The following is a 26,442-nucleotide window of genomic DNA, read 5'->3' on the forward strand; positions in this document are numbered from 1 at the left end:
CCTGGAGGGCCGGGGCTCTCGCCGTGTCGTTCAGTCCTGGGGCTGCTCGTAGGTGATGACCGTCCAGCCGAGCAGGAGGCGGTCGCCGTCGGAGAGCGGGTGGGCGACGCCGGGCTCGAGCTGCGTCCACTCGGTGGCCTCGGGCCCCGCGACGTGGGTGCCGTTGAGCGAGCCGAGGTCGGTGAGCGTGACCTCGCGGCCGGAGCGCTGGATGGCCGCGTGCGCCGAGGAGAGCACGTTCTGCGTGTCGGCGATCGGTACCGGCCGGGCGTTGCCGGCGGTCACCAGCTCGTGGCTGTCGGGGCGGCGGCCGAGGACGAGGTCCTCGTCGACGGTGACGACCAGGCCGTCGTCGAAGCGCAGCACCGGCGCGGCGGCGGCGTCGGGCTTCCAGAACGCCGTCTCCTCGCCGCCGTCGTCGACGCGGGTGGACCCCTGGCCCGACGGCGAGGACCCCACGGAGGCGCCGTAGGACGGCGCGGCGGCGAAGCCGGCGTCCGAGCCGGCGCTGAACGACGACGCCGGGGTGTGGGTGGCCGGCGGGACCGCGGCCGGGGCGGAGGAGGCCGCCGCGAGCTGCAGCAGCGCACCGGCCCCGGGGACCGCCCCCTCGACGAGGTCGTACGCGACACCCGGCGGCATCTGCGGCGTGGCCTGGCCCGGGCCGACGTAGAGGGTGGCGCCGAGCGGGAACCCGGCGGCCAGGCTGCACCCGTCGGCCGGCTGGCCGGAGACGGGGACGCCGTCGACGGCCGGCTGGCCCTTGCCGGACCACAGCGCGACGCCGGTGCCCGTGCCGCCGCTGGTGTCGACGAGGACGAGCGCGAAGGAGGCCGAGCCGCCCCCCAGCGCGGGCACCTGGGCGGCGACCGCCGCGAGGACGCGGTCGGCGCCGGGGCCGGACACGCCCAGGCAGGCGTGCAGCGCGGCGACCAGGGCCGGCGAGCCGGGAGCGTCGACCCAGAGCAGTCCCCCGCCGCGACGGGCCACGAGGGCGTCTCCGGGCAGGACTTCACAGCGGTCGGGCATGCGCGCCAGCCTAGTGACCGCGCGCCGCTGTGCGTGGTCCGGCCGCACCGCCACGCCGCCGGTGGGGACGCTGCGACCGGCGTGACTGGTGAGCCTGCGGCTACGCCGAGCGGACCAGCCCGAGCTCCGCGGGATCGGCCAGGTGCTCGGAGTGCGGCAGCACGCGCACCGTGTACCCGAACGCGCCGGTGCGCTCCAGCGGCAGGGTGGCGGTGAACCAGTGCCGGGAGCCCTCGGTGTGCTCGTGCCGCATCGGCACCGTCGTCACCTCGTGCAGGCCGTCGGCGTCGTCGACCCGCCCGTAGGCGGCCTGCACCTCGACGTCGGCCGGGGCGAGGTGCGGCAGCTCCACCTCCGCGCGCAGCGCCAGGGTCGAGCCGATCTCCGGGGTGTCGCCGGCGCCGGTGGCCTCGACGTGCGCCACCCGCACGCCCGACCAGTTCTCCAGCAGGTGCGCCCGCCACTGCGCCTCGGCCCGCGCCGGCCCGTACCCGCCGTCGGCCATCGTCCGCGAGGAGCCCGCCGCCGGCACGTACAGCCGCTCGACGTAGTCGCGCACCATCCGGGTGGCGAGCACCTTCGGGCCGGTCTCGCGCAGCGTGTGCCGCACCATCTCGACCCAGCGGGTGGGGATGCCGTCGCGGTCGGTCTCGTAGAACCGCGGCAGCACCTGGGTGGACAGCAGGTCGTAGATGGCCCGCGCCTCGACGTCGTCGCGCCGCTCGGGGTCGGTGACGCCGTCGGCGGTGGGGATCGCCCAGCCGTTCTGGCCGTCGAACCACTCGTCCCACCAGCCGTCGCGGATGGAGAGGTTGAGCCCGCCGTTGAGCGCGGCCTTCATCCCCGAGGTGCCGCAGGCCTCCAGCGGCCGCAGCGGGTTGTTCAGCCAGACGTCGCAGCCCCAGTACAGGTAGCGGGCCATCCCGATGTCGTAGCCGGGCAGGAACGCGATGCGGTGCCGGATCGCCGGGTCGTCGGCGAACTTCACCATCTGCTGGATCAGCTGCTTGCCGCCGTCGTCGGCCGGGTGGCTCTTGCCGGCGATGACCAGCTGGACCGGCCGCTCCTCGTCCAGCAGCAGGGCCCGCAGCCGGTCCGGGTCGCGCAGCATGAGCGTCAGCCGCTTGTAGGACGGCACCCGGCGGGCGAAGCCGATGGTGAGGACGTCGGGGTCGAAGGCGGTGTCGGTCCAGCGCACCTCGGCCTCGGCCGCGCCGCGCGAGCGCGCCGTCTCCCGCAGCCGGCGGCGCACCTCCTCGACCAGCCGGCCGCGCAGCATCCGGCGGGTGTTCCACAGCTCCAGCGCCGGGATCCGGTCGACGCCGTCGAAGGACGCCGGCCCGGTGCCCTCGAACGGGTCGCCGTCGCTGGAGGCCTGGGTGCCCAGCTCCACCAGCTCCCGCGCGGTCCAGGTCGGCGCGTGCACGCCGTTGGTGATCGAGGTGATCGGGACGTCGGCCTCGTCGAAGCCCGGCCACAGCGGGTTGAACATCGACCGGCTGACGTGCCCGTGCAGCTCGCTGACGCCGTTGGCCCGCTGCCCCAGCCGCAGGCCCATGTGCGCCATGTTGAACTTCGTCGGGTCGTCCTCGGCGCCGAGCGGGATGAGGTGCTCGAGCGGGACGCCGAACCCGGCGAAGTAGCGCTCGATCAGCGCGCGCGGGAACCGGTCGATGCCGGCGGGCACCGGCGTGTGCGTGGTGAACACCGTGCCGGCGCGGACGGCCTGCAGCGCCTCGGCGAAGGTCAGCCCGTGCGACTCGGTGAGCTCGCGGATCCGCTCGACCCCCTGGAAGCCGGCGTGGCCCTCGTTGGCGTGGAACACCTCCGGCTGCGGGGTGCCGGTGAGCTGACACCAGGCGCGCAGCGCCCGGACCCCGCCGATGCCGAGCAGCATCTCCTGGCGCAGCCGGTGGTCCTCGTCGCCGCCGTAGAGCCGGTCGGTCACCCCGCGCTCGGCCGGGGCGTTCTCCTCGATGTCGCTGTCGAGCAGCAGCAGCGACACCCGGCCCACCTGCGCCCGCCACACGTGCGCGTGCAGGGTGCGGCCCTCGGGCAGCGGCACGGTGATGACGACGGCGGACCCGTCGGGCTGGCGCAGCAGCTTGACCGGCAGGCCGTGCGGGTCCAGCGACGGGTAGTGCTCCAGCTGCCAGCCGTCGGCCGACAGCCCCTGCTCGAAGTAGCCGGCCCGGTAGAGCAGGCCGACGCCGATCAGCGGCACCCCGAGGTCGGAGGCGGCCTTGAGGTGGTCGCCGGCGAGGATGCCCAGGCCGCCGGAGTACTGGGGCAGCACCTCGGTGATGCCGAACTCGGCGGAGAAGTAGGCGATGCTGCGCGGCGCCTCCGGCCCCAGCGACTGGTACCAGTGCTCGGAGGACAGGTAGTCGTCGAGGTCGTCGACGACGTCCTGGAGGCGGCGGAGGAACCGGCGGTCGGTCGACAGCGTGGCCAGCCGCTCGGCCGACACCTCGCCCAGGACCTTCACCGGGTCGTTGTTGCAGGTCCGCCACAGTTCGGGGTCCAGCGCCTCGAACAGGTCGCGGGTCTCGGGGTGCCAGGACCAGCGCAGGTTCATGACCAGCTGGGACAGGGGCATCAGGGCCTCGGGGAGGGCCGCCCGGACGGTGAACCGACGCAGAGCTCGCACGCGGGGAGCCTAGCCAGCGGGGCGCGTCCGGACAGGTCGGGTGCACCACCCGGTCGGGGGCGGTGCACCCGGCCGGGGGCGTCTCGGCGGCCGAGGTGTGACCGGTCCCGGACCTGGATAGCGTGGCCGGGATGACTCGCCGCGCTGACCTCCGCCTCGGCATCACCGATGTCGCCCCCGTCGTGTCCTGCGGGTCGTTCTCGGCCCGCGCCGTGGTCGGCGAGCACCTGCCGGTCACCGCCACCGTCTTCCGGGAGGGCCACGACGCCGTCGCGGCCGACGTCGTCTGGACCGCTCCGGACGGCACCCGGGGTCCCCTCAACCGCATGCGCCGCTTCGGCGCGGAGCCCGACCGGTGGATCACCACCGTGGTGCCCGACCGGGAGGGGCGCTGGACGTTCCGGGTCGAGGCGTGGAGCGACCCGCTGGCCACCTGGCACCACGCCGTCGAGGTGAAGATCGAGGCCGGCCAGGGCCCCGGGGAGCTGGCCAACGACCTCGAGGAGGGCGCCCGGCTGCTCGAGCGGGTGGCCGAGGACGCCGACGACGAGTGGCGCGGCCGCCTCGGCGACGCCGTCGCGGCGCTGCGCGACACCTCCCGCACGCTGCCCGACCGGGTCGCGCCGGCGCTGGCCGCCGCGGTGCAGCGCTACCTCGACGAGCACCCGGTCCGCGAGCTGGTCACCCCGACGCCGGAGTACGAGGTGTGGGTCGACCGGCCGCGCGCGCTCTACGGCTCCTGGTACGAGTTCTTCCCCCGCTCCGAGGGCCCCGTCGTCGGCGGCGTCCCCGCGCACGGGACGTTCCAGACGGCGGGCGACCGGCTGCCGGCGGTCGCCGAGATGGGCTTCGACGTGGTCTACCTGCCGCCGATCCACCCGATCGGCAAGGTCAACCGCAAGGGCCCGAACACGCCGCAGTTCCCCGGCGGCAACCCGCACGAGGTCGGGCCCGACGACGTCGGCTCGCCGTGGGCCATCGGCAGCGAGGAGGGCGGCCACGACGCCGTCCACCCGCAGCTGGGCACGATGGAGGACTTCCGCGCCTTCGTCACCCGCACCCGCGGCCTGGGCATGGAGGTGGCGCTGGACCTCGCGCTGCAGGCGGCGCCGGACCACCCGTGGGTCAAGGAGCACCCGGAGTGGTTCACCACCAAGCCCGACGGGACCATCGCCTACGCGGAGAACCCGCCGAAGAAGTACCAGGACATCTACCCGGTCAACTTCGACAACGACCCCGAGGGCATCTACGCCGAGGTGCTGCGGGTGGTGCGGGTCTGGATGGACGCCGGCGTGCGGATCTTCCGGGTCGACAACCCGCACACCAAGCCGCTGGACTTCTGGCACTGGCTGATCTGGAAGGTCAAGGAGACCGACCCGGACGTGCTCTTCCTCGCCGAGGCCTTCACCCGGCCGGCGATGATGCACCAGCTGGCGCGGCTCGGGTTCACCCAGTCCTACACGTACTTCACGTGGCGGACCGCGCGCGGCGAGATCGAGGACTACGGCCGCGAGCTCGCCACCAGCGCGCACTACATGCGGCCGAACTTCTTCGTGAACACCCCGGACATCCTGCACGCGAGCCTGCAGTACGGCGGGCCGCCGATGTTCAAGATCCGCGCGGTGCTCGCGTCCATGATGAGCCCGACCTGGGGCGTCTACTCCGGGTACGAGCTCTACGAGCACGTGGCGGTGCGGCCGGGCAGCGAGGAGTACCTCGACAGCGAGAAGTACCGGCTGCGCCCGCGCGACTGGGCCGGTGCCGAGGCGGCCGGCCGGAGCCTGGCGCCCTACCTGCGCACGCTCAACGAGATCCGCCGCCGGCACCCGGCGCTGCAGCAGCTGCGGACGCTGCGGTTCCACCCGGTCGACAACCCGAACCTCATCTGCTTCTCCAAGACCGACCCGGGCTCGCAGGACGCCGTCCTGGTGGTCTGCGCCCTCGACAGCCAGAACCGGCAGATCGGGACGACGGCGCTGGACATGCCGACCCTCGGGCTGGACTGGCACGAGCGGTTCGGCGTCACCGACGAGATCACCGGCGCCCGCTACGACTGGGGCCAGTTCAACTACGTCGAGCTGGACCCCTACTGGGAGCCGGCGCACGTGTTCTCGGTCCACCTGCCCCGGCCGGTGACCTGGCCGCCGCCGGTCAGCTGATCCCCCACCCACGACGACCAGCGAGGCTCCCCGCACCGATGACGCTCCCCGTGCCCGACTCCCCCGACGCGGGCTCCGCGCTGCCACCGCGGGGCTCCGACCCGCTCTGGTACAAGCGCGCCGTCTTCTACGAGGTGCTCGTCCGCGGCTTCGCCGACAGCAACGCCGACGGCGTGGGCGACCTCCGCGGCATGCTCGACAAGCTCGACTACCTGCAGTGGCTCGGCGTCGACTGCCTCTGGCTGCCGCCGTTCTTCGCCTCGCCGCTGCGCGACGGCGGGTACGACGTCAGCGACTACACCGCGGTGCTGCCGGAGTTCGGCGACATCGAGGACTTCCGCGCCCTGCTGCACGCCGCCCACGCCCGCGGCATCCGCGTGATCATCGACTTCGTCATGAACCACACCTCGGACCAGCACCCCTGGTTCCAGGCCAGCCGCAGCGACCCCGAGGGCCCCTACGGCGACTTCTACGTGTGGGCCGACGACGACACCGGCTACGCGGACGCGCGGATCATCTTCGTCGACACCGAGTCGTCCAACTGGACGTTCGACCCGGTGCGCAAGCAGTACTTCTGGCACCGCTTCTTCTCGCACCAGCCGGACCTCAACTTCGAGAACCCGAAGGTGCAGGAGGCGATCATCGACGCCCTGCGCTTCTGGCTGGACCTGGGCATCGACGGCTTCCGGCTGGACGCGGTCCCCTACCTGTTCGAGGAAGAGGGGACCAACGGCGAGAACCTCCCCCGCACCCACGAGTTCCTCAAGCACGTCCGCAAGGTCGTCGACGCCGACTACCCCGACCGCGTACTGCTGTGCGAGGCCAACCAGTGGCCGGCCGACGTCGTCGAGTACTTCGGCGAGGACGGCGACGAGTGCCAGATGGCCTTCCACTTCCCGGTGATGCCGCGCCTGTTCATGGCCGCCCGCCGGGAGCAGCGGTTCCCGATCTCGGAGATCATGGCCCAGACGCCGCCGATCCCCGACAACTGCCAGTGGGGCATCTTCCTGCGCAACCACGACGAGCTGACCCTCGAGATGGTCACCGACGAGGAGCGCGACTACATGTGGGCGGAGTACGCCAAGGACCCCCGCATGAAGGCCAACATCGGCATCCGCCGCCGGCTGGCGCCGCTGCTGGAGAACGACACCAACACCCTCGAGCTGTTCAACGCGCTGCTGCTCTCGCTGCCCGGCTCGCCGGTCCTCTACTACGGCGACGAGATCGGCATGGGCGACAACATCTGGCTCGGTGACCGCGACGGCGTCCGCACGCCGATGCAGTGGACGCCCGACCGCAACGGCGGCTTCTCCACCGCCGACCCGCAGCGGATGTACCTGCCGCTGAACCAGGACCCGGTCTACGGCTACCAGACCACCAACGTCGAGGCGCAGCTGCGCAACACCAACTCGATGCTGCAGTGGATCCGCCGGATGATCGCCGTCCGCAAGGAGCACCCCACCTTCGGCCTGGGCAGCTACGAGGAGGTCGGGTCGCGCAACCCCACGGTGCTGTCGTTCGTCCGCGAGTTCGGCGACGACGTGGTGCTGTGCGTCAACAACCTGTCCCGCTTCCCGCAGCCGGTGGAGCTGGACCTGCGCCGGTTCGAGGGGTACACCCCCATCGAGCTCACCGGCCGGGTCGAGTTCCCGCAGATCGGCGTGCTGCCCTACATGCTCACCCTGGCCGGGCACGGCTTCTACTGGTTCGAGCTGGCCAAGCCGGTGGAGCCGGTCGAGGAGCCGGCCGCGGAGCCGGAGACCGCCACCAGTCCGGTCGCCGACTCGCTGCTGGCCGCCGGCCTGGTCAGCGAGGCCGAGGAGATCCCCGGCGACAGCGACACGAGGACCGGCGACGACGTCCCGCCCAGCACCGGAGGACCCCGATGAGCAAGGCCCTGGCCGACGTCCTGCGCGAGTGGATGCCGCACCAGCGCTGGTTCGGCGGCAAGGGCCGGGAGTGGGCCGACGTCGCCGAGGAGGGCTTCTTCCTCTCGCGGTCCGAGCCGGTCCTGTCGGTGCACCGCGTGCGGGTGACCTACGCCGACGGCGCCGTCGAGACCTACCTGGTGCCGCTGTCGTGGCGGGCGCACCCGGAGGAGGACCTGTCCGCGGCGCTCGTGGGCGCCGTCCCGGCCAAGGGCGCGGACGGGACCGACCGCGAGAACTACGCCTACGACGCGCTGCGCGACCGCGACGCCACCCCACCGTGGCTCACGCACCTGGTGGCCGCCTCGACGGTGGGGCCGATGCACTTCCACCCCGCCGGCCTCGCGCCGATCCCCGAGGGCGTGCCCGGCGACGTCGTCTCGACCGAGCAGAGCAACACCTCGCTGGTCTACGGCCAGGACGCCATCTTCAAGCTGTTCCGCCGGCTCGAGCCCGGGCTCAACCCCGACGTCGAGATCGGCCAGGCGCTGCGCAGGACGGAGAACCCGCACATCGCACCGCTGCTCGGCTACATCGAGATCGACGACCCCGACGGCGGCGAGCCGGCCACGGCGGCGATGCTGCAGACGTTCGTCCGCGGCGCCAGCGACGGGTGGCGGCTGGCCACCGCCAGCGTCCGCGACCTCTACGCCGAGGGCGACCTGCACGCCGACGAGGTGGGCGGCGACTTCGCCGCCGACAGCGAGCGGCTGGGCGCGGCGACCGCCTCGGTGCACGCCGACCTCGCCCGGGTCCTGGCCACCGAGCCGGCCGACCGCGAGTGGTTCGCCGCGACCGCGCGGGCGATGACCGACCGGCTGGAGGCGGCGCTGGCCGTCGTCCCGCAGCTGGAGGAGCACCTCGAGAGCCTGCGCGCGGTGTACGCCGCGGTGGCCGACAGCCCGGAGGAGGTGGTGCGCCAGCGGGTGCACGGCGACTTCCACCTCGGCCAGGTGCTGCGGACGGCGACCGGCTGGGTGGTGCTCGACTTCGAGGGCGAGCCGGCCCGGCCGCTGGCCGAGCGGCGGCAGCTCGACAGCCCGCTGCGCGACGTCGCGGGGATGCTGCGCAGCTTCGACTACGCCGCCCGGCACATGCTCGTGGAGCAGCCCGACGACCCCCAGCGCGCGTACCGGGCGCAGGAGTGGGCCGAGCGCAACCGCGGTGCCTTCTGTGCGGGCTACTCGGCGGCGAGCGGGATCGACCCGTGCGGGGACTCCCCCCTCCTGCGGGCCTTCGAGGCGGACAAGGCGGTCTACGAGTGCGTCTACGAGGCGCGCAACCGGCCGAACTGGCTGATGATCCCGCTGCACTCGCTGTCCCGGCTCACCGCCGCGAACACCTGACCCCCCACCAGACGACGACGACGCAGCAGACGACGCAGCAGACGACGAAGAGGACGGCAACGCGACGATGACGACGAGCGACCCGACACCCGCGAGCGGGGCGGCCGCCGAGACCGCTGACTCGCCGGCCACCAAGGAGCAGCTGCAGCAGGCGGTCGAGGCGATGACCGCGCAGGCCGAGGCCGCCGAGAGCGAGCCGGTCGTGAACCCCACCCCGGCGCGCAAGCGGGCCCCGGCCAAGAAGGCCGCCGCGAAGAAGGCCCCGGCCAAGAAGGCCGCGGCGGAGAAGGCCCCCGCCGCGGACGCGACCACCGCCGCGGCGGCCGGCGGCGACGGCGCCGCGGAGCCCGCGGCGGCGAAGAAGACCACGAAGCGGGCCGCCAGGAAGGCCGCACCGGCCACCGCCGACGGCGAGGCGCCGGTCAAGGCCACCCGCAAGCGCGCACCGCGCAAGACGGCCGCGGAGAGCGCCGCCCAGCCCGCCGCCGAGGTGGTCGCCGAGCAGGGCGGCACCGCGACGCCGGTGGTCGCGCCCGCGCCGATCGCCGAGCCCGGCTCTCCCTCGGGGGCGCCCGCCGGGCAGCCGGAGCCGCCCTCGCCGGACCCGGCCGAGCCCTCGACGCCGCAGGCGCCCGAGCAGGAGCCGGCCGCTGAACCGTCGACCGACGTCGCCGGGACCGCCGTCGCGCAGGCCCCCGAGCCGACGCCGCCGGGCGCCGAGGAGGGCGGTCTGACCAGCGGCGCCGGCGGCGGGGGCGAGCACGACGCCCCCGAGGAGGTCACCGAGGAGGACCTGCGGGCGATCGTCGACGGCTGGTCCCGCGACCCGCACCGGGTGCTCGGCGCGCACGCCACCGCCACGGGCTGGGTGGTGCGCACGCTGCGGCCCGACGCGTCCGCGGTGGTCGTCGTCGACCAGGACGACTCCCGCTACGAGGCCCGGCGGATCCACGGCGGCGGCATCTACGAGGCCACGCTGCCGCAGCAGCCCGGCGACTACCGGGTCGAGGTGACCTACGGCGGGGACACCTTCACCGTCGACGACCCCTACCGCTGGATGCCCACGCTCGGCGACCTGGACATGTACCTGATCGGCGAGGGCCGGCACGAGCGGCTGTGGGAGGCGCTCGGCGCGCACGTGCGGCGCTACGAGACCCCGCGCGGCACCGTCGAGGGCGTCTCCTTCGCCGTCTGGGCGCCCAACGCGCAGGGCGTGAAGGTCACCGGCGACTTCGACTACTGGGAGGCCCGCGCCTACCCGATGCGCCAGCTCGGCTCGATCGGCGTCTGGGAGATCTACATCCCGGGCGTGCAGGCCGGCACCCGGTACCGCTTCCACGTCCTGGGCGCCGACGGCGTCTGGCGGGAGAAGTCCGACCCGATGGCCTTCGCCACCGAGGTGCCGCCGGCCAACGCCTCCGTCGTCGTCGAGTCCACCCACGAGTGGAACGACGACGCCTGGCTGGCCGAGCGCGAGCGCGGCAACTGGCACGAGCGGCCGATGAGCGTCTACGAGGTGCACCTGGGCTCGTGGCGGCAGGGCCTGTCCTACCGCCAGCTGGCCGAGGAGCTCGTCGACTACGCCGTCGCCGCCGGGTTCACCCACCTGGAGTTCCTGCCGGTCGCCGAGCACCCCTTCGGCGGCTCGTGGGGCTACCAGGTCACCAGTTACTACGCCCCGACGTCGCGGTTCGGCAGCCCCGACGACTTCCGGTACCTCGTCGACCGGGCGCACCAGGCCGGCCTGGGCGTCATCGTCGACTGGGTGCCGGCGCACTTCCCCAAGGACGCCTGGGCGCTGGGCCGGTTCGACGGCACCGCGCTGTACGAGCACGACGACCCGCGCCGCGGCGAGCAGCCGGACTGGGGCACGTTCGTGTTCAACTTCGGCCGCACCGAGGTGCGCAACTTCCTGGTCGCCAACGCGCTGTTCTGGGCCCGGGAGTTCCACGTCGACGGGCTGCGGGTCGACGCCGTCGCCTCGATGCTCTACCTCGACTACTCGCGCGAGGACGGCGAGTGGATCCCCAACGTCCACGGCGGGCGGGAGAACCTCGAGGCGGTGTCGTTCCTCCAGGAGGTCAACGCCACCGTCTACCGCGAGGTGCCGGGCGTGGTGACCATCGCCGAGGAGTCGACCGCCTGGCCCGGCGTCACCCGGCCCACCTACCTCGGCGGCCTGGGCTTCGGCTTCAAGTGGAACATGGGCTGGATGCACGACTCGCTGGCCTACGTCCAGCGCCAGCCGGTGCACCGCAGCTACCACCACAACCAGCTGACGTTCTCGATGATGTACGCCTACTCCGAGAACTACGTGCTGCCGATCAGCCACGACGAGGTCGTCTACGGCAAGGGTTCGCTGCTGCGGAAGATGCCGGGCGACCGGTGGCAGCAGCTGGCCGGCGTGCGCGGCTACCTCGCCTACATGTGGGCCCACCCCGGCAAGCAGCTGCTGTTCATGGGCTCGGAGTTCGCCCAGGACGGCGAATGGGCCGAGAGCCGCTCGCTGGACTGGTGGCACCTCGACGACCCCGCGCACCGCGGCGTCCTGCAGCTGGTCACCGACCTCAACGCCCGGTACCGGGAGACCGAGGCGCTGTGGTCGCTCGACGTCGACCCGGCCGGGTTCCAGTGGATCGACGCCAACGACGCGTCGGGCAACGTCATCACCTTCCTGCGCTACGGCCGGCCGAAGGTCGCCGACGTCCCGACGCCGACCGAGGCCGCCGAGAGCGGCACCGAGGCCGCCGTCGTCGAGGGCGGCGGGCAGACGCCGGGCCAGGTGCTCGCCGTCGTCTGCAACTTCTCCGGCACCCCGCACCACGGTTACCGGATCGGCCTGCCGCGCGGCGGCCGCTGGCGCGAGGTGCTCAACACCGACGCCGAGGGCTACGGCGGCTCCGGGGTCGGCAACTACGGCGGGGTCGACGCGGTCGAGGAGCCCTGGCACGGCCAGCCGTTCTCGGCCACCGTCTCCGCCCCGCCGCTGGGCACCCTCTGGCTGCTCCACGAGGGCTGATCCCGAGGGCTGATCCCCCGGCCCTGACCTGCGACGGCCGGGTCGCTCCCACGGTGGAGCGGCCCGGCCGTCGTCGCGCGCGGACCCGTTCCCAGCCGCTGCCCGCCCGTGCATCATGGCCCGGCTCCGCGCCCCGGTGGCGCGGGCCGGCCCCGGCTCCCTCGGGCGCCCGCACCCCGGCAGAGAAGGAACCCCAGCTCCATGAGGCATGGTCTGCGCCGCGCGATCGTCGCGGCAGCGGCGGGCAGCGTGCTGCTCACCGGTTGCTCGAGCACCGTCGTCGGCGCCGCCTCCCGCGGCGCGAGCGTCCCGGTCGACGTGTCCGACGGCGAGTTCCCCATCACCGGGTCCGCGGACACCGAGGCCGACCGGCTGGCGCGCAACGCCCTGGCCGACCTCGACACCTTCTGGAGCGAGGCCTACCCCGAGTTCTTCGGCGAGGAGTACCAGCCGATCACCGGCGGCTACTTCTCCGTCGACTCGACGGACATCGACGAGTCCGCCTACCCGAGCACCGGCATCGGCTGCGAACGGGCGCCCGAGGACCCCGACGGCGTGGCGAACAACGCCCACTACGATCCCAACTGCGACGTCGTCGCCTACGACCGCGCGCTGCTCGACCAGCTCAGCGCCGAGTTCGGGCCCTACCTCGGCCCCGCCGTCATGGCGCACGAGATCGGCCACGCCATGCAGGGCCGGTTCGGCTTCGCCGACTCGACGATCGTCGTCGAGACGCAGGCCGACTGCCTGGCCGGTGCCTTCACCCGGTGGGTGATCGACGGCAACGCCGAGCACATCGCGCTGCGCGTCTCCGAGCTCGACCAGGTCGTGCTCGGGTTCATCGGCCTGCGCGACCCGGTCGGGTCCTCCCCCGACGACGACCGGGCGCACGGCTCGGGCTTCGACCGGCTGTCGGGCTTCTACGCCGGCTACGACGGCGGCGTGGGCACCTGCCGCGACGACTTCACCGAGCAGCGGCTGTTCGTCGCCACGGAGTTCACCACCCAGGACGACCTCGACAACGAGGGCAACGCCCCGTACGAGGACATCTCCGGGCTGACCGAGCAGACGCTGCCGCTGTTCTACGACCAGGTCTTCCCCGGCCTCGGCGAGGACTTCACCGCGCCGACCGTCCAGGTCTTCGACGGCACCGCGCCCGACTGCGGCGACATGGGCGCCGAGGACCGCGACCTCGGGTTCTGCGAGGCCGACGGCACCGTGTACGTCGACGAGACCGACCTGCTCGGCCCGGCGTACGAGGGCATCGGCGACTTCGCGGTCGCCACCGCCGTCTCCCTCGCCTACGCCCAGGCCGCGCGCGCCGAGCTCGGCCTGTCCATCGACGACGCCACCGCCGTCAGCTCGGCGGTCTGCCTGACCGGCTGGTACGCCGGGCGGTTCTGGACCGGCGACTTCCAGGACGTCGGCGCCCTGTCCCCCGGCGACGTCGACGAGGCGGCGATCTTCCTGCTCACCTACGGCCAGCAGGAGAGCGTCTTCCCGAACACCGACCTGTCCGGCTTCGAGATGGTCGACGCCTTCCGCGACGGCTTCCTCAACGGCGGCGCCGGCTGCGAGATCGGTCTCTGACGACGCACCACCCGTGACGGCGCCCGCCTCCCCCCGGGGGGCGGGCGCCGTCCGCGTTCACGCAGGCCGACGGCGGGTAGAGGCTCCCCCGATGGACCTCCGCACGCGCTCCCGGGGCGCACTCGCCGTCGTCGTGGCGCTCGGCGTCCTCCTGACGTCGGGGTGCTCGTACGTCGTCATCGGGCAGGCCCGCTCGCAGGGCCAGCCGTCGCAGTCGGTCGGCGACGACACCCTGCGCGTCGTCGGCGCCACCGACGGGCCGATCGACACCCTCGCCCGCAACGCCCTGGCCGACCTGCAGACGTTCTGGTCGGACACCTTCCCGGCCGTCTTCGGGGAGCAGTTCGTGCCGCTGGCCGGCGGCTACTTCAGCGTCGACCCGGACGACGTCGACCCGGCCGCCTACCCCCAGGGCATCGGCTGCGGCGAGGACCCGCGGAACCTGGAGAACAACGCCTTCTACTGCGCCGCGCCGGGCGTCCCCAACTCCGACTCGATCAGCTACGACCGCGCCTTCCTCGGCGAGCTGGCCGCGCAGTACGGCGAGGTGCTGCCGCAGCTGGTCATGGCGCACGAGTTCGGTCACGCCGTCCAGGCCCGGGTCGGGGATCCGCAGCAGCTGTCCATCGCCATCGAGACCCAGGCCGACTGCCTCGCGGGCGCGTGGACCGCGTGGGTGGCCGACGGCAACGCCGAGTACTCCTCCGTGGACACCGACGACCTCGACCAGCTGCTGCGCGGCTACTTCCTGCTGCGCGACCCGGTGGGCAGGGGGACGGGTGCACAACAGGCGCACGGCTCCTACTTCGACCGGGTGTCCGCGTTCCAGGAGGGGTTCGACGACGGCGCCGAGGCGTGCCGGGACAACTACGGCCCCGACCGCGTCTTCACCCAGGGCGAGTTCACCTCCGACGAGGACTTCGCCTCCGGCGGCAACGAGGACTTCGCGACCACCTTGCGGATCATCGAGCAGTCCCTGCCGGAGTTCTGGGGCCGCGCGTTCACCGAGGTGCTGGACGCCGACTTCAGCGAGCCGCAGCTGGAGACCACCTCGAGCCCGCCGGACTGCGCCCCGGAGGACGTCGCGCTCGTCTACTGCCCCGACGGCGGCAGCTCCGGGCTGGTCGCCTACGACGGGGACTTCGCCCAGCAGGTCTACGAGCTCGGCGACTTCGCCGTCGTCACCGGGGTGGCCATCCCCTATGCCCTGGCGGCGCGCGACCAGCTGGACCTGTCCACCGAGGACACCGCGGCCCTGCAGTCGGCGGTGTGCCTGACCGGCTGGTACTCCGCGCAGGTCTACAACAACCAGCTCGAGTCGGTGCGGATCTCACCGGGCGACATCGACGAGAGCGTGCAGTTCCTGCTCGAGTACGGCAACGACCCCGACGTGCTGGCCGACGTCGAGCTGACCGGCTTCCAGCTCGTCGACGTGTTCCGCGCCGGGTTCCTGCAGGGCGCCGCCGCCTGCGACGTCGGGGCCTAGACGAAGGACCCCGTCCCCCTCACCGCTCGCGAGCTCGCGGCGAGCCTCCGGACGGGGCCTCCTGAGAGGAAGACGACCTCAGTAGAGCGCGGCCATCAGCTGGCGGCGGGCGGCGATCACCCGCGGGTCCTCGGCGCCCACGACGTCGAACAGCTCGACCAGGTGCTTCCGCGCCGCGTCGCGGTCATCGCCGGCGGTGCGGCGGACGACGTCGACCAGCCGGGTGAAGGCGCCCTCGACGTCACCGGTGCCGAGCAGGAAGTCGGCAGCCCGGGTCTGGGCGGCGACGTCGTCGGGGGCGGCGTCGGCCGCGGCGAGCGCGTCGGGGCCGGCGGCGTCGGCGCGGCGGAACAGCTGCACCTGACGCAGCGCGAGGCCGGCGACCGGGTGGTCGGGCTCGGCGTCGACGATGGCCCGGTAGGCGGCCTCGGCGGCCTCGAGGTCCCCGCGCTCGAGGGCGGCCTCGGCGGCGTCCAGGCGCGGGTCGTCGAGGCCCTCGTCCTCGGCGCCCTCCGCGCCGGGCACCGCGCCGCCGGTGGTGGCGCGCACCAGCTCGGTGACGAACTGGCGGGCCTGCTCCTCGGGGATGGCGCCGGTGAACTCGGCGACCAGCTGCCCCTGCCAGACGGCCTTGACCGCCGGGATGCCCTGCACCCGCAGGCCCTGGGCCAGCGCCGGGTTGGCGTCGACGTCGACCTTCGCCAGCACCCACGAGCCGCCGCCCTCGGCGGCCAGCCGCTCGAGGACCGGGGACAGCTGCTTGCACGGCCCGCACCACTCGGCCCACAGGTCGAGGACGACCGGCACCTGGAAGGAGCGGTCGAGGACCTCGGTCTGGAAGGTGGCCTCGGTGACGTCCACGACGGCCGAGCCGGGGGCACCCGCCGGCGCGGCGGCGCTCGGCGGCGGGGCGGCCTGGGCCCGAGCGGCGGCCTCGGAGCGCGCCTTGACGGCGGCGAGGTCGACCGCACCGGCCAGGGAGGCGGCCAGCTGCGCCTGCTGGGCCTGCGCGCGCGGGTCGGGACGTCCGGGACGGGTGGGCTGCATGCCCCCATGATCCCACCGGCGGGCGGGTGTGGTGTCAGCCCTCGGCGGACGGGGCCGGGTCGACGTCCGCGACGTCGCCGGCGCCGAGGCGGACCCGTCGCAGCAGGTCGAACAGCTGCGCCTGCTCGGCCTCGGGCAGGTCGCCGAGGCCGAAGTCGAGGGCCATGAGCTGGCGGGTGGCCACCTCGACGACCTCGCGGCCGCGGTCGGTGATGCCGGCCAGGACGCCGCGGCCGTCGGCGGGGTTGGGCCGGCGGTCGACGAACCCGGCCGCGACCAGCCGGTCGATGGCGTTGGTGACGCTGGTCGGGTGCACCATCAGCCGGCTGCCGATCACCTTGAGCGGCAGCTGCCCCGTGCGGCTGAAGGTGAGCAGCACGAGGACCTCGTAGCGGGCGAAGGTCAGCCCGTGCGGGCGCAGCACCTCATCGAAGCGGGCGAGCAGGATCTGCTGGACCCGGAACACCGACGTCGCCGCGCGCATCGCCGCGGCGGGACCGAAGCGGTGCTCCCAGGTCTCCCCCGCCCGCTCGATCGGGTCGAACGGCAGCCCCAGCGCCCGGACCATGCGCCCGACGCTACCTGCCCCGGCGTCCGTACCCCGGTGAGATGCGGCTCAGGGTCGGCACCGAGCCCCGGATGACCGCCCTGGAGCGCATCTCGGCGCCGGCTGTGGACAGCCCGAGCGCCACGGCGGCCGGCTCCGGCAGCATGCCCGCCCGTGTCCCGACCGCCGGTCCGTCCGCCTCAGTTGGCGGACCGGGTCTTCCGCGGCTCCACGGTCGTCCGGGCGGGGCTCCTCACGCGCTCGCAGCTGAGGACCTCGGCCTGGCGTCGCCTGTTCCCGGACGTCTACGCCTGTACCACCGTGCAGGTCGACCACGCCGTCCGTGCACTGGCGGTCAGCCGACTGCTGCTCCCGGGCGCCGTCGTGAGCGGACGCAGTGCCGCGGTCCTGTGGGGTGCGGCCCTGGCGGACGCCGACGACGACGTCACCTGCACCGTCGTGCCCACCGTCCGCGCGGGTGAGGTGCCCGGTGTCGTCCTCACCCGGCGGAGCCTCCGCGCGGACGAGTCGACGACCCGGCGAGGCACCCGGGTCGCCACGCCTCTGCGCACGGCCCTGGACCTGGCCCGCACCCGCCCGCTCGAGGACGCGGTCGTCGACGTCGACCGGTTCCTCAGCAGTGGTCTGGTCGACCTCGGGTCGGTGCGGGAGGCGGCGGGCACCCTCACCGGCCGGGACTGCCGCCACGTCCGGCGCGTCCTGGCGCTGGCCGACGGGATGGCCGAGTCACCCCAGGAGACCAGGTTGCGGCTGCTCCTGCTCCGCTCGGGACTGGCGCCGCCCGTCGCCCAGTACGTCGTCCGTGACGGCTCGCGGTTCGTCGCCCGGGTCGACCTCGCCCGGCCCGACCGGCGCATCGCGGTCGAGTACGACGGCGTCTGGCACGCCGCCCCCGCGCAGTTCCGCGCCGACCGGCAGCGACTCAACCGCCTCACCGCGGCCGGCTGGCGCGTCGTCTTCGTCACCGCTGCGGACCTGCAGCGACCCGAGGCCCTGCTCGACCGCCTGCAGCCGCTTCTCGCCTCACCGGGACCTCCTGAGGGTCGTCAGCCGACGGCGGATGACCCTCAGGCGGATCCCGGCGCTGAAGTCGCTGCAGCCGGGCGCAGGCGGGGCACCTCGCGGACGCCGAACACCTCGCGCAGCGCCACCTGCGCGGCGTTGTCCCCGCAGGCGCCGTGCACCGCGGGCCCGGGCGGGGTGGCCGAGGACGCGAGGTACACGCCGTCGACCGGCGTCTTGTACGTGTTCCACCGCGGCACCGGGCGGAACAGCATCTGCCGCAGCGTCGCCTGGCCGTTGGAGATGTCCCCGCCGACGTACATCGGGTTCCACGCCTCCATCTGCACGGCGTTCTTGGTGACCCGGTCGACGATCGTGTCCTTGAAGCCCGGCGCGAACCGCTCTACCTGGTCCTCGATGGCCGCGGTCATGTCGACGTCGGAGCCGTGCGGCACGTGCACGTAGGCCCAGAACACGTGCCCGCCCTCGGGCGCGCGGGTCGGGTCGGGCACGGTCGGCTGGACGGCGAGCACGTACGGGCGCTCGGCGGCCCTCCCCTGGTTCGGGGCCCGCTCGCCGGCGATCGTCTCCTCCAGCGTCCCCGCGATGTGCAGCGTCCCGGCCCGCCGGACGTCGGGGTGGGTCCACGGCACCGGCTCGGACAGGATCCAGTCGATCTTGAACACCCCGGCGCCGTGCTTGTACCGCCGCACCCACCGCCGGTAGCCCTCGTTCACCCGGTCGCCGGCCATCGCCACGAACGCCTCGGGCGAGGTGTCCAGCAGCACCGCCGGGACGCCGTCGAACTCCCGCAGGTCGGTCACCAGGTGCCCGGTGACCACCTCACCGCCCTGCTGTTCCAGCGCGGTGACCATCGCGTCGGCCAGGTTCTGCGACCCGCCCTCGACCAGCGGCCAGCCGACGTGGTGGCCGAGCATCGTCAGCAGCATCCCGAGCGCGGAGGTCAGCGGCTGGCTGAGGTCGAGCATGCCGTGCGCGGCGGCCCCGCCCAGCAGCGCGCGGGCCTCCTCGGTGTCGAAGTAGCGGCGCGCCAGCCAGCTCACGTTGGGCAGCCCGTTGAGCCCGAAGTGCACGATCTGCGGCACGCTGCGGGTCGGCAGCCGTCGCAGCCGGCTGGTCAGGAAGAAGTCGACGACGTCCTGCCCGTGCGCCACCAGCGGCTCGAACAGCCGGCGGTAGGCCGCCCCGTCGGGCCCGAGCGCGTCCGCGGTCTCCTCCAGCGAGCGGTACTGGACCGCGGCCCGCCCGCCGTCGAGCGGGTGCGCGAAGTTGACCTCCGGCTGCACCAGCCGCACGCCCCGGCTGGGCAGGTCGAACTCGCGGAAGAACGGCGCCGCGGCGGCCATCGGCTGCACGATCGAGCAGACGTCGTGCCGGTACCCCGGCCGCATGAGCTCCTCGGTGCGCATCCCGCCGCCGGGCTTCTCCGCCGCCTCGACCACCTGCACGCGCAGGCCGGCGGCGGCCAGCCGGAGGGCGGCGGCCAGGCCGTTCGGCCCGGCCCCCACGACGACGGCGTCCGCTCTGCCGTTCATGGGCACAGTCCGTTCACCGGGCCAGTCTGCCCGGGGCAGGTCAGAGCTGCGCGAGGAGCCGGTCGGCCGCGCGGTAGGGGTCGGTCTCCCCCGCCACCACCTCGTCGGCGAGCGCGGCCAGCGCCGCGGACCCGCGCACCTCGCCGATCCGCTCGCGCAGCCCGGCCAGCGTGATCGCCTCGATCTCGCGGGCGGCCCGCTCGGCGCGGCGCCGGGTGCCCTCCCCGGAGTCGTCGAGCCAGCGGCGGTGCGCCTCGACCTCGGCGAGGAGCCGGTCGACCCCCTCGCCGCGGGCGGCCACGGTCCGCACGATCGGCGGCTTCCAGGCGCCGGGCCCGGTGTGCCGCCCGCCCAGCGACTGCGCGTACCGCAGGTCGCGGACGGTGCGGTCGGCGCCGTCGCGGTCGGCCTTGTTGACGACGAGGACGTCGGCCACCTCGAGGATCCCCGCCTTGGCCGCCTGGATGCCGTCGCCCATGCCCGGCGCCACGAGCACCAGCGTGGTGTCGGCCAGCGAGGCGATCTCCAGCTCCGACTGCCCGACGCCGACCGTCTCGACCAGCACGACGTCGCAGCCGGCCGCGTCGAGCACCCGCAGCGCCTGCGGCGTCGCCCAGGCCAGGCCGCCCAGGTGCCCGCGCGAGGCCATCGAGCGGATGTAGACGCCGGGGTCGCCGGCGTGGTCCTGCATCCGCACCCGGTCGCCGAGCAGTGCCCCGCCGGAGAACGGCGACGACGGGTCGACGGCGAGCACGCCCACCCGCCGGCCGGCCGCCCGCAGCGCGCGCACCAGCGCCGTCGTCGTCGTGGACTTGCCCACCCCCGGGGCGCCGGTCAGGCCGATGACCTGCGCGTGCCCGGTGTGCGGGGCCAGCGCGGCGGCGACCTCGCCCAGCACCGGGCTCGCGTCCTCGACCAGCGAGATCAGCCGCGCCACCGCGCGGGCCTCGCCGTCGCGGGCGCGGGCGACCAGGTCGGGGACGTCGACGGCGCGCCGCCCCCGCCGCCCGCGGGGGGCGGCGGGGGCGGCGGTCCGGACGGCGATGCCCTCCGGGATCACGCCTTCGCGGGCACGTGCAGGATCAGCGCGTCACCCTGGCCGCCGCCTCCGCAGAGGGCCGCGGCACCCACGCCGCCGCCGCGGCGGCCGAGCTCGAGGGCCAGGTGCAGCACGATCCGGGCGCCGCTCATGCCGATCGGGTGGCCCAGCGCGATCGCGCCGCCGTTCACGTTGACCTTCTCCGGGTCCAGGCCGAGCTCGCGGGTGGACACGATGCCCACCGCGGCGAACGCCTCGTTGATCTCGACCAGGTCGAGGTCGGCCGGGGAGATGCCCTCGCGCTCGCAGGCCCGGGCGATCGCCCGCGACGGCTGCTGCTGCAGCGTGGCGTCGGGACCGGCGACGACGCCGTGCGCGCCGATCTCGGCGATCGGGGTCAGGCCCAGCTCGGCGGCCTTCTCGGCGGACATGACGACGACCGCGCAGGCACCGTCGGAGATCTGCGAGGCGGTGCCGGCGGTGATCGTGCCGTCCTTGGCGAAGGCCGGCCGGAGCTTGGCGAGGGTCTCGACCGTGGTGTCGGCGCGGATGCCCTCGTCGTCGCGGAACTCGATCGGGTCGCCCTTGCGCTGCGGGATGGACACGGGCGTGACCTCGTCGTCGAACAGGCCGTTCTTGGCCGCGGCGGCCGCGCGCTGGTGGCTGGCCGCGGCGAAGGCGTCCTGCTCCTCGCGGGTCAGGTCGTAGCGGGCGTTGGCCTGCTCGGTCAGCGCGCCCATGGCGACCTGGTCGAAGGTGTCGGACAGACCGTCGTGGGCCATGGCGTCGACCAGCGTGGCGTCGCCGTACTTGGTGCCGGTGCGCGAGCTGGGCAGCAGGTGCGGCGCCTGGGTCATCGACTCCATGCCCCCGGCGACGACGACGTCGAACTCGCCGGCGCGGATGAGCTGGTCGGCCAGGGCGATCGCGTCGATGCCCGACAGGCACACCTTGTTGAGGGTGAACGACGGCACCGACATCGGGATGCCGCCCGCGACCGCCGCCGGGCGGGCCGGGTTCTGGCCGGCGCCGGCCTGGATGACCTGACCCATGATCACGTAGTCGACCTGGTCGCCGGAGATGCCGGCGCGCTCGAGGGCGGCCTTGATGGCGATGCCGCCGAGGTCGGCGGCGGAGAAGTCCTTGAGGGAGCCGAGGAGCCGGCCCATCGGGGTCCGGGCGCCGCTGACGATGACCGAGCGGGACATGCTGCCTCCAGTGCGGGTCGCCGACGCTGGCGACCGCGGGTCGGGCCGCGCCGGGCGGGCGGGTCGCGGCGGTCGGGCTGCCGGACAGGATAGATCGGTTCTCCAACCGGGGTCGACGGCCCGCTCCGGTGCCGGGCGGGGTGCGACACGGGCCTGTCGCGCTCGGCGAACCGGTGACGTGATGGTCGCCACACCGGGGAGTCGTCTCAGACGTCTTGCGTCAGGATGACGCGGTGACCGCCGACGCGACTGCTCCCGCGGGCCTGCCCGCCGAGCTGTTCACCACCATCGACCACGTGGGCATCGCCGTCCCCGACCTGGACGAGGCGATCGCCTTCTACGCACAGGCCTTCGGCGTGCGCTCCGTGCACGAGGAGACCAACGAGGAGCAGGGCGTCCGCGAGGCGATGCTCGCCGTCGGCTCCGGCGACACCCGCATCCAGCTGCTCGCCCCGCTGACGCCGGAGTCGACGATCGCCAGGTTCATCGGCCGGTCGGGCCCGGGCCTGCAGCAGCTCGCCTTCCGCGTCGACGACGTCGAGGCGGTCAGCGCCACCTTGCGCGAGCGCGGCCTGCGGCTGCTCTACGACACCCCGAAGCGCGGCACGTCGGACAGCCGCGTCAACTTCGTGCACCCCAAGGACGCCGGCGGAGTGCTGGTCGAGCTGGTCGAGCCCGCCCGCACCCCGCACTGACCCACCCGGGGAGGACCACCCCGACCTGCGCACGACCCGTGGGTTACCGGCCGGTAACCTGCCGCGCACCGCGCTACCACCCCTCCGAGCCGACGAAGACCCGGGAGAGACACGTGGACGAGATCAGGGACGCCATCCTCGCCGACCAGCTCAGCGACATCGGCGGTCTGCCGGTGCCGGAGTCCTACCGGGCGGTCCTCGTCCGCAAGGACGAGCAGGACATGTTCGCGGGGATGCCGACCAAGGAGAAGGACCCGCGCAAGTCGCTGCACGTGGAGGAGGTCGCCACCCCGGAGCTCGGCCCGGGCGAGGCGATCGTCGCCGTCATGGCGTCGTCGGTGAACTACAACACCGTCTGGACGTCGATCTTCGAGCCGGTCTCGACCTTCGGGTTCCTCGAGCGCTACGGCCGGGTCTCCGAGCTGACCAAGCGGCACGACCTGCCCTACCACGTGGTCGGCTCCGACCTGGCCGGCGTCGTGCTCCGGGTGGGCCCCGGCGTGAACAAGTGGAAGCCCGGCGACGAGGTCGTCGCGCACTGCCTGTCGGTCGAGCTCGAGGACCCGGCCGGTCACGACGACACGATGATGGACCCGCAGCAGCGGATCTGGGGCTTCGAGACCAACTTCGGCGGCCTCGCCGAGCTGGCGCTGGTCAAGAGCAACCAGCTCATGCCCAAGCCCGCGCACCTGTCCTGGGAGGAGGCGGCCGCCCCCGGGCTGGTCAACTCCACCGCCTACCGGCAGCTCGTGTCCCGCAACGGCGCGGACATGAAGCAGGGCGACGTCGTCCTGATCTGGGGGGCGTCGGGTGGGCTGGGCTCCTACGCCACCCAGATGGCCCTCAACGGCGGCGCCATCCCGGTGTGCGTGGTGTCCAGCCCGGAGAAGGCCGACATCGTCCGGCGGATGGGCGCCGAGCTGGTCATCGACCGCTCCGCCGAGGGCTACCGGTTCTGGAAGGACGAGCAGACCCAGGACCCCCGGGAGTGGCAGCGGTTCGGCAAGCGGATCCGCGAGCTGACCGGCGGGGACGACGTCGACATCGTCTTCGAGCACCCCGGCCGGGAGACCTTCGGCGCCAGCGTCTACGTCGCCAAGAAGGGCGGCACGATCGTCACCTGCGCCTCCACCAGCGGCTACATGCACTCCTACGACAACCGCTACCTGTGGATGAACCTCAAGCGGATCGTCGGGTCGCACTTCGCCAACTACAAGGAGGCGTGGGAGGCCAACCGGCTCATCGACAAGGGGCTGATCCACCCGACGCTGTCGAAGACCTACGCGATGGACGAGGTGGGCCAGGCCGCCTACGACGTCCACCACAACCTCCACCAGGGCAAGGTCGGCGTGCTGACCCTCGCCCCCGAGGAGGGCCTCGGCGTCAAGGACACCGAGAAGCGGGAGAAGCACCTGCCCGCGATCAACCGCTTCCGCGGGATCTGATCCGACGGGTCCCCGGACGGGGGTGCCCGGACGCCACCGCGGCGTCCGGGCACCCTGGGGGGAGCCGCCTCGTTGTCCGACGGGGCGCGGTCCGGGGGCCCCACCGGCACCACCCGGGGCGCCACACGCCGAACGGCCGGACCGCCTCGACACGCTGACGACCCTCCCCCGACTCTGCGAGGATGACCCGCATGACCGATCCCCGCCGCGACCTGCTGCCGATGCGCGAGGCCCAGCACTCGTTCGACGTGGTGCTGCGGGGTTACGACCGCCACCAGGTGGCCGAGACCATCGAGCGCCTCGAGGCCGACATCCGGGTCGCGCTCGCCGACCGGGACGCCGCGGCCGCCCGCGTCAGCGACCTGGCCGGCCAGCTGTCGGCGATGCACGCGGAGATCGACCAGCTGCGCCGCAAGGCCGCCACCTCCGGCCCGGCCACCTTCGAGAACATGAGCGAGCGCATCTCGCACATGCTCCGCCTGGCCGAGGAGGAGGCCGCCGACATCCGCGCGGCCGCCGAGCAGGAGGCCCGGGCGCTGCGCGAGCAGACCGCCGCCGAGGAGCGCGCGATGCTCGAGCGGCACGCGGCGGGCCGGGCCGAGGTGGAGCGGATGCTCGCCGAGGCCCGCCAGAACGCCGAGCAGATCGCCAGCAAGGCGCAGATCCGCGCCGACGAGCTGGTGGCCAAGGCGCAGGAGAAGGTCGCCCGGCTCGACGCCGAGTCGCAGGCCCGCCGCGCGAAGATCGAGGAGGACTTCGAGATCGCGCAGCGCGCCCGCCGCGCCGAGGCCGCGCGGATCGAGGAGGAGCGCGACCAGCAGTCGGTGCGGGCCGCGCAGGAGCGCGTCGCCGCCGCCGAGGCGCACGCGACCGGCGTCGTCGCCGACGCCGAGGCCTCCGCCGCCGCCGTCCGCCGGGTGCGCGACGAGCTCACCGCCCGGCTCAACGAGGCCCGGCGGGTGCTGGCCACCCTGCCGGACCTGGCCGACCGGCCCCAGCCCCAGCCGCAGCGCCCGGGTGCGCAGCCGCAGCAGGCCGCCCGCCCACCGGCCGCGCCGCAGGACCGTCAGCCGGCCGCCCCGGCGCCCCAGCCCGCGGCGCAGGCCCCGCAGCCCGCCGCGCAGGCGCCCCAGCCGGCGCCCCCGGCCCCGCAGCCGCCGCAGGAGCAGCAGCCCGCCGCCCGCCGTGACGTCGACGGCCCGCAGACCGCGGTGCAGCCGGCCGTCGGCCGCCCCGCCGGGGAGCCGCAGACGCTCGTGCAGCCCGCCGTCGGGCCGCAGACGGCCGTGCAGCGCGCCGTCGGCCCGCAGAGCGGCGGGCAGCCGGCGGCGCCGCGCCCGACGCCGCACACCCGGCCCGCCGAGGCCCCGGCCGGCGAGGCCGCCGCCGCCCGACAGCCCACCCGGCCGTCGTCGCCGCAGACGATGCCCGCCGTGCAGCCGCCGGCCGCGCAGGAGCCCGGCCGGCCCTCGGTGGCCGAGACCCAGCAGATCCGCCCGGTGCACACCGCGGGCCAGGAGGAGGGCCGGCAGGTCGGCGGGTCGAGCCGCGCCGAGCAGCCGTCCCCCGAGGGCGCCCCGGAGTCCCAGGGCCCGCAGACCGCGGTGCAGCCTGCCGTCCGCAGCGGCGACACCGGCGGCCAGCCCGCCGTCCCCGGGCGTCACTGACTCCTGCCCGCGCGCCGCGGCCCGCGGCGAGGTAGGCAGGGCACGTGGCAGACGTGTCCGGACCGGGTGCCCCCGGTCCGGACGCCCCACCTGCCGTCCCCCGCCGGCGGCGCGACCGGCACCGGCACCGCGCGCAGCCCTCGGGCCTGCGGCGTCCCGCCGTCCGCGGCACCCTGCTCGCCACGGGCCTGGCCGCCCTCCTGGGCGGCATGGGGCTGGTGCAGGCCGGCCGCGACGACGCCGGCCCGGCGGCCCGCCCGTCCGCCGCGAGCGCCTCGGCGCCGGGGGACGACGCGACGCCCCCGGACGGCGCCGAGCCGGTGGCCGGCTGGCTCGGTGCCGCGCTCCCGCCGCAGACCGACCTGGCCGGCACGGCCGCCGTCCGGCGGGAGCTCACCGACGCCGGCGTCCCGGCCGACCGGCTGCGTCCGGCCGAGGGCGGCGTCCCGGCCGGCACGCTGCTCGCCGTCGTCGGCGCCGCGCCGGCCGGCTCGCGCGTGGTGGCCCGCTTCGACCGGCACGGGGACGGCAGCGAGCTGCTCGTCGTCGACCCCGCGCCCGGCGAGCCCACCGCCGGGGAGCTGGCCCGCCGGCAGGACCTCGCCCGGGCGCTGCTCGCCAACCCGACCACCCGGGCCGTGGGCGCGGCGGCCGCCGTCCTCCAGGACGCCGCCGTCGACGAGCGGCTGCTCACCGTGCTGGCCGCCGTCGCCGCCACCGAGGGCGTCGGCATCGCGTCGTTCCCCGCGCTGCCGGGCGAGGAGGGCGCCGAGGCGCCGGCCCGCCGGGCGCTCGTCGACGCCGTCGGCGGCGCGCCGGTGCCCGGGGACCCGGAGGCCACCGAGCGGCTCCGGGCGTGGCTCGCCGCCCAGCTCGCGCCGTTCGCGCCCGACGACGTCGAGGTGACCGACGCCGGGGTGCTCGTGTCCTTCCGCTACGTTTCCGCCCCGGAGGCCCTGGTGACGGCCGCCACCGGCTGACGGCGCGCCCGGCGGACCCCCGCGGGTG

17 protein-coding genes are annotated in these 26,442 nt (G+C 74.4%); 10 read left to right on the forward strand and 7 right to left on the reverse strand.

Translation table 11 applies throughout. The features are described from left to right. Window positions 1–30 precede the first annotated feature (30 nt). Together ACI796_RS05525 and glgP are read right to left on the reverse strand one after the other, a co-directional pair. Window positions 31–1,029, reverse strand: coding sequence for an FHA domain-containing protein (locus tag ACI796_RS05525; protein ID WP_456940237.1), 999 nt, complete (start codon window positions 1,027–1,029; stop codon window positions 31–33). 100 nt (window positions 1,030–1,129) lie between these two features. Beyond that, complete coding sequence (glgP, locus tag ACI796_RS05530; RefSeq protein ID WP_456940238.1) at window positions 1,130–3,679, reverse strand: alpha-glucan family phosphorylase; 2,550 nt, start codon at window positions 3,677–3,679, stop codon at window positions 1,130–1,132. 131 nt (window positions 3,680–3,810) lie between these two features. Here glgP and ACI796_RS05535 point away from each other — a divergent pair, with 131 nt between their 5' ends. From ACI796_RS05535 to ACI796_RS05560, 6 genes are all read left to right on the forward strand, one after another. Further along, window positions 3,811–5,838: an alpha-1,4-glucan--maltose-1-phosphate maltosyltransferase gene (locus ACI796_RS05535; protein WP_456940239.1), complete on the forward strand. Its 2,028-nt coding sequence runs from the start codon at window positions 3,811–3,813 to the stop codon at window positions 5,836–5,838. Window positions 5,839–5,876: 38 nt separating this feature from the next. Further along, the gene (gene treS, locus ACI796_RS05540) at window positions 5,877–7,727 is read left to right on the forward strand and encodes a maltose alpha-D-glucosyltransferase (protein WP_456940240.1); all 1,851 of its coding nucleotides are present in this window, start codon (window positions 5,877–5,879) and stop codon (window positions 7,725–7,727) included. Then, window positions 7,724–9,112 (forward strand): maltokinase N-terminal cap-like domain-containing protein, encoded by a 1,389-nt coding sequence (locus ACI796_RS05545; RefSeq protein WP_456940241.1) that lies wholly within the window; start codon window positions 7,724–7,726, stop codon window positions 9,110–9,112. The genes treS and ACI796_RS05545 overlap by 4 nt, the downstream gene beginning before the upstream one ends. A gap of 67 nt (window positions 9,113–9,179) precedes the next feature. Beyond that, entirely contained in the window at window positions 9,180–12,131 is a 2,952-nt protein-coding gene (glgB, locus tag ACI796_RS05550) for a 1,4-alpha-glucan branching protein GlgB (protein WP_456940242.1), read from the forward strand. A gap of 201 nt (window positions 12,132–12,332) precedes the next feature. Then, window positions 12,333–13,721 (forward strand): neutral zinc metallopeptidase, encoded by a 1,389-nt coding sequence (locus ACI796_RS05555; protein ID WP_456940243.1) that lies wholly within the window; start codon window positions 12,333–12,335, stop codon window positions 13,719–13,721. Between the two features lie 91 nt (window positions 13,722–13,812). Next, window positions 13,813–15,207, forward strand: a complete 1,395-nt coding sequence (locus ACI796_RS05560) for a neutral zinc metallopeptidase (RefSeq protein ID WP_456940244.1) — start codon at window positions 13,813–13,815, stop codon at window positions 15,205–15,207. Window positions 15,208–15,285: 78 nt separating this feature from the next. On the opposite strand, the gene ACI796_RS05565 is transcribed toward ACI796_RS05560, so the two are convergent. The 5 genes from ACI796_RS05565 to ACI796_RS05585 form a co-directional block, all read right to left on the reverse strand. Further along, window positions 15,286–16,254 (reverse strand): tetratricopeptide repeat protein, encoded by a 969-nt coding sequence (locus tag ACI796_RS05565; RefSeq protein ID WP_456940245.1) that lies wholly within the window; start codon window positions 16,252–16,254, stop codon window positions 15,286–15,288. Between the two features lie 34 nt (window positions 16,255–16,288). Next, complete coding sequence (locus ACI796_RS05570; protein ID WP_456940246.1) at window positions 16,289–16,822, reverse strand: MarR family winged helix-turn-helix transcriptional regulator; 534 nt, start codon at window positions 16,820–16,822, stop codon at window positions 16,289–16,291. Between the two features lie 1,067 nt (window positions 16,823–17,889). Further along, on the reverse strand, window positions 17,890–19,380 hold the full coding sequence (locus ACI796_RS05575; RefSeq protein WP_456940247.1) for a phytoene desaturase family protein: 1,491 nt from the start codon (window positions 19,378–19,380) through the stop codon (window positions 17,890–17,892). A 40-nt stretch (window positions 19,381–19,420) separates the two neighbouring features. After that, on the reverse strand, window positions 19,421–20,440 hold the full coding sequence (gene meaB, locus ACI796_RS05580; RefSeq protein WP_456940248.1) for a methylmalonyl Co-A mutase-associated GTPase MeaB: 1,020 nt from the start codon (window positions 20,438–20,440) through the stop codon (window positions 19,421–19,423). Continuing rightward, on the reverse strand, window positions 20,437–21,627 hold the full coding sequence (locus ACI796_RS05585) for an acetyl-CoA C-acetyltransferase (protein WP_456940249.1): 1,191 nt from the start codon (window positions 21,625–21,627) through the stop codon (window positions 20,437–20,439). The genes meaB and ACI796_RS05585 overlap by 4 nt, the downstream gene beginning before the upstream one ends. A 233-nt stretch (window positions 21,628–21,860) precedes the next feature. Here ACI796_RS05585 and mce point away from each other — a divergent pair, with 233 nt between their 5' ends. The 4 genes from mce (at window position 21,861) to ACI796_RS05605 (ending at window position 26,414) form a co-directional block, all read left to right on the forward strand. After that, window positions 21,861–22,322, forward strand: coding sequence for a methylmalonyl-CoA epimerase (gene mce / locus ACI796_RS05590; protein WP_456940250.1), 462 nt, complete (start codon window positions 21,861–21,863; stop codon window positions 22,320–22,322). A gap of 113 nt (window positions 22,323–22,435) precedes the next feature. After that, complete coding sequence (ccrA, locus tag ACI796_RS05595) at window positions 22,436–23,767, forward strand: crotonyl-CoA carboxylase/reductase (RefSeq protein WP_456940251.1); 1,332 nt, start codon at window positions 22,436–22,438, stop codon at window positions 23,765–23,767. Between the two features lie 191 nt (window positions 23,768–23,958). Further along, entirely contained in the window at window positions 23,959–25,434 is a 1,476-nt protein-coding gene (locus tag ACI796_RS05600; RefSeq protein ID WP_456940252.1) for a hypothetical protein, read from the forward strand. Between the two features lie 44 nt (window positions 25,435–25,478). After that, window positions 25,479–26,414, forward strand: coding sequence for a hypothetical protein (locus ACI796_RS05605; RefSeq protein WP_456940253.1), 936 nt, complete (start codon window positions 25,479–25,481; stop codon window positions 26,412–26,414). Window positions 26,415–26,442 lie beyond the last annotated feature (28 nt).

The sequence above is a fragment of the Geodermatophilus sp. SYSU D00525 genome (assembly GCF_054050475.1).

What these genes read in the sequence shown, in the direction of transcription:
- ACI796_RS05535 (WP_456940239.1), top strand. Translation starts at nt 3,811, where the DNA reads ATGACTCGCCGCGCTGACCTCCGCCTCGGCATCACCGATGTCGCCCCC.
- ACI796_RS05525 (WP_456940237.1), bottom strand. Translation starts at nt 1,029, where the DNA reads ATGCCCGACCGCTGTGAAGTCCTGCCCGGAGACGCCCTCGTGGCCCGT.
- ACI796_RS05585 (WP_456940249.1), bottom strand. Translation starts at nt 21,627, where the DNA reads ATGTCCCGCTCGGTCATCGTCAGCGGCGCCCGGACCCCGATGGGCCGG.
- ACI796_RS05565 (WP_456940245.1), bottom strand. Translation starts at nt 16,254, where the DNA reads ATGCAGCCCACCCGTCCCGGACGTCCCGACCCGCGCGCGCAGGCCCAG.
- ACI796_RS05560 (WP_456940244.1), top strand. Translation starts at nt 13,813, where the DNA reads ATGGACCTCCGCACGCGCTCCCGGGGCGCACTCGCCGTCGTCGTGGCG.
- ACI796_RS05575 (WP_456940247.1), bottom strand. Translation starts at nt 19,380, where the DNA reads ATGAACGGCAGAGCGGACGCCGTCGTCGTGGGGGCCGGGCCGAACGGC.
- glgB (WP_456940242.1), top strand. Translation starts at nt 9,180, where the DNA reads ATGACGACGAGCGACCCGACACCCGCGAGCGGGGCGGCCGCCGAGACC.
- ACI796_RS05570 (WP_456940246.1), bottom strand. Translation starts at nt 16,822, where the DNA reads ATGGTCCGGGCGCTGGGGCTGCCGTTCGACCCGATCGAGCGGGCGGGG.
- ACI796_RS05600 (WP_456940252.1), top strand. Translation starts at nt 23,959, where the DNA reads ATGACCGATCCCCGCCGCGACCTGCTGCCGATGCGCGAGGCCCAGCAC.
- treS (WP_456940240.1), top strand. Translation starts at nt 5,877, where the DNA reads ATGACGCTCCCCGTGCCCGACTCCCCCGACGCGGGCTCCGCGCTGCCA.
- ACI796_RS05545 (WP_456940241.1), top strand. Translation starts at nt 7,724, where the DNA reads ATGAGCAAGGCCCTGGCCGACGTCCTGCGCGAGTGGATGCCGCACCAG.
- ACI796_RS05555 (WP_456940243.1), top strand. Translation starts at nt 12,333, where the DNA reads ATGAGGCATGGTCTGCGCCGCGCGATCGTCGCGGCAGCGGCGGGCAGC.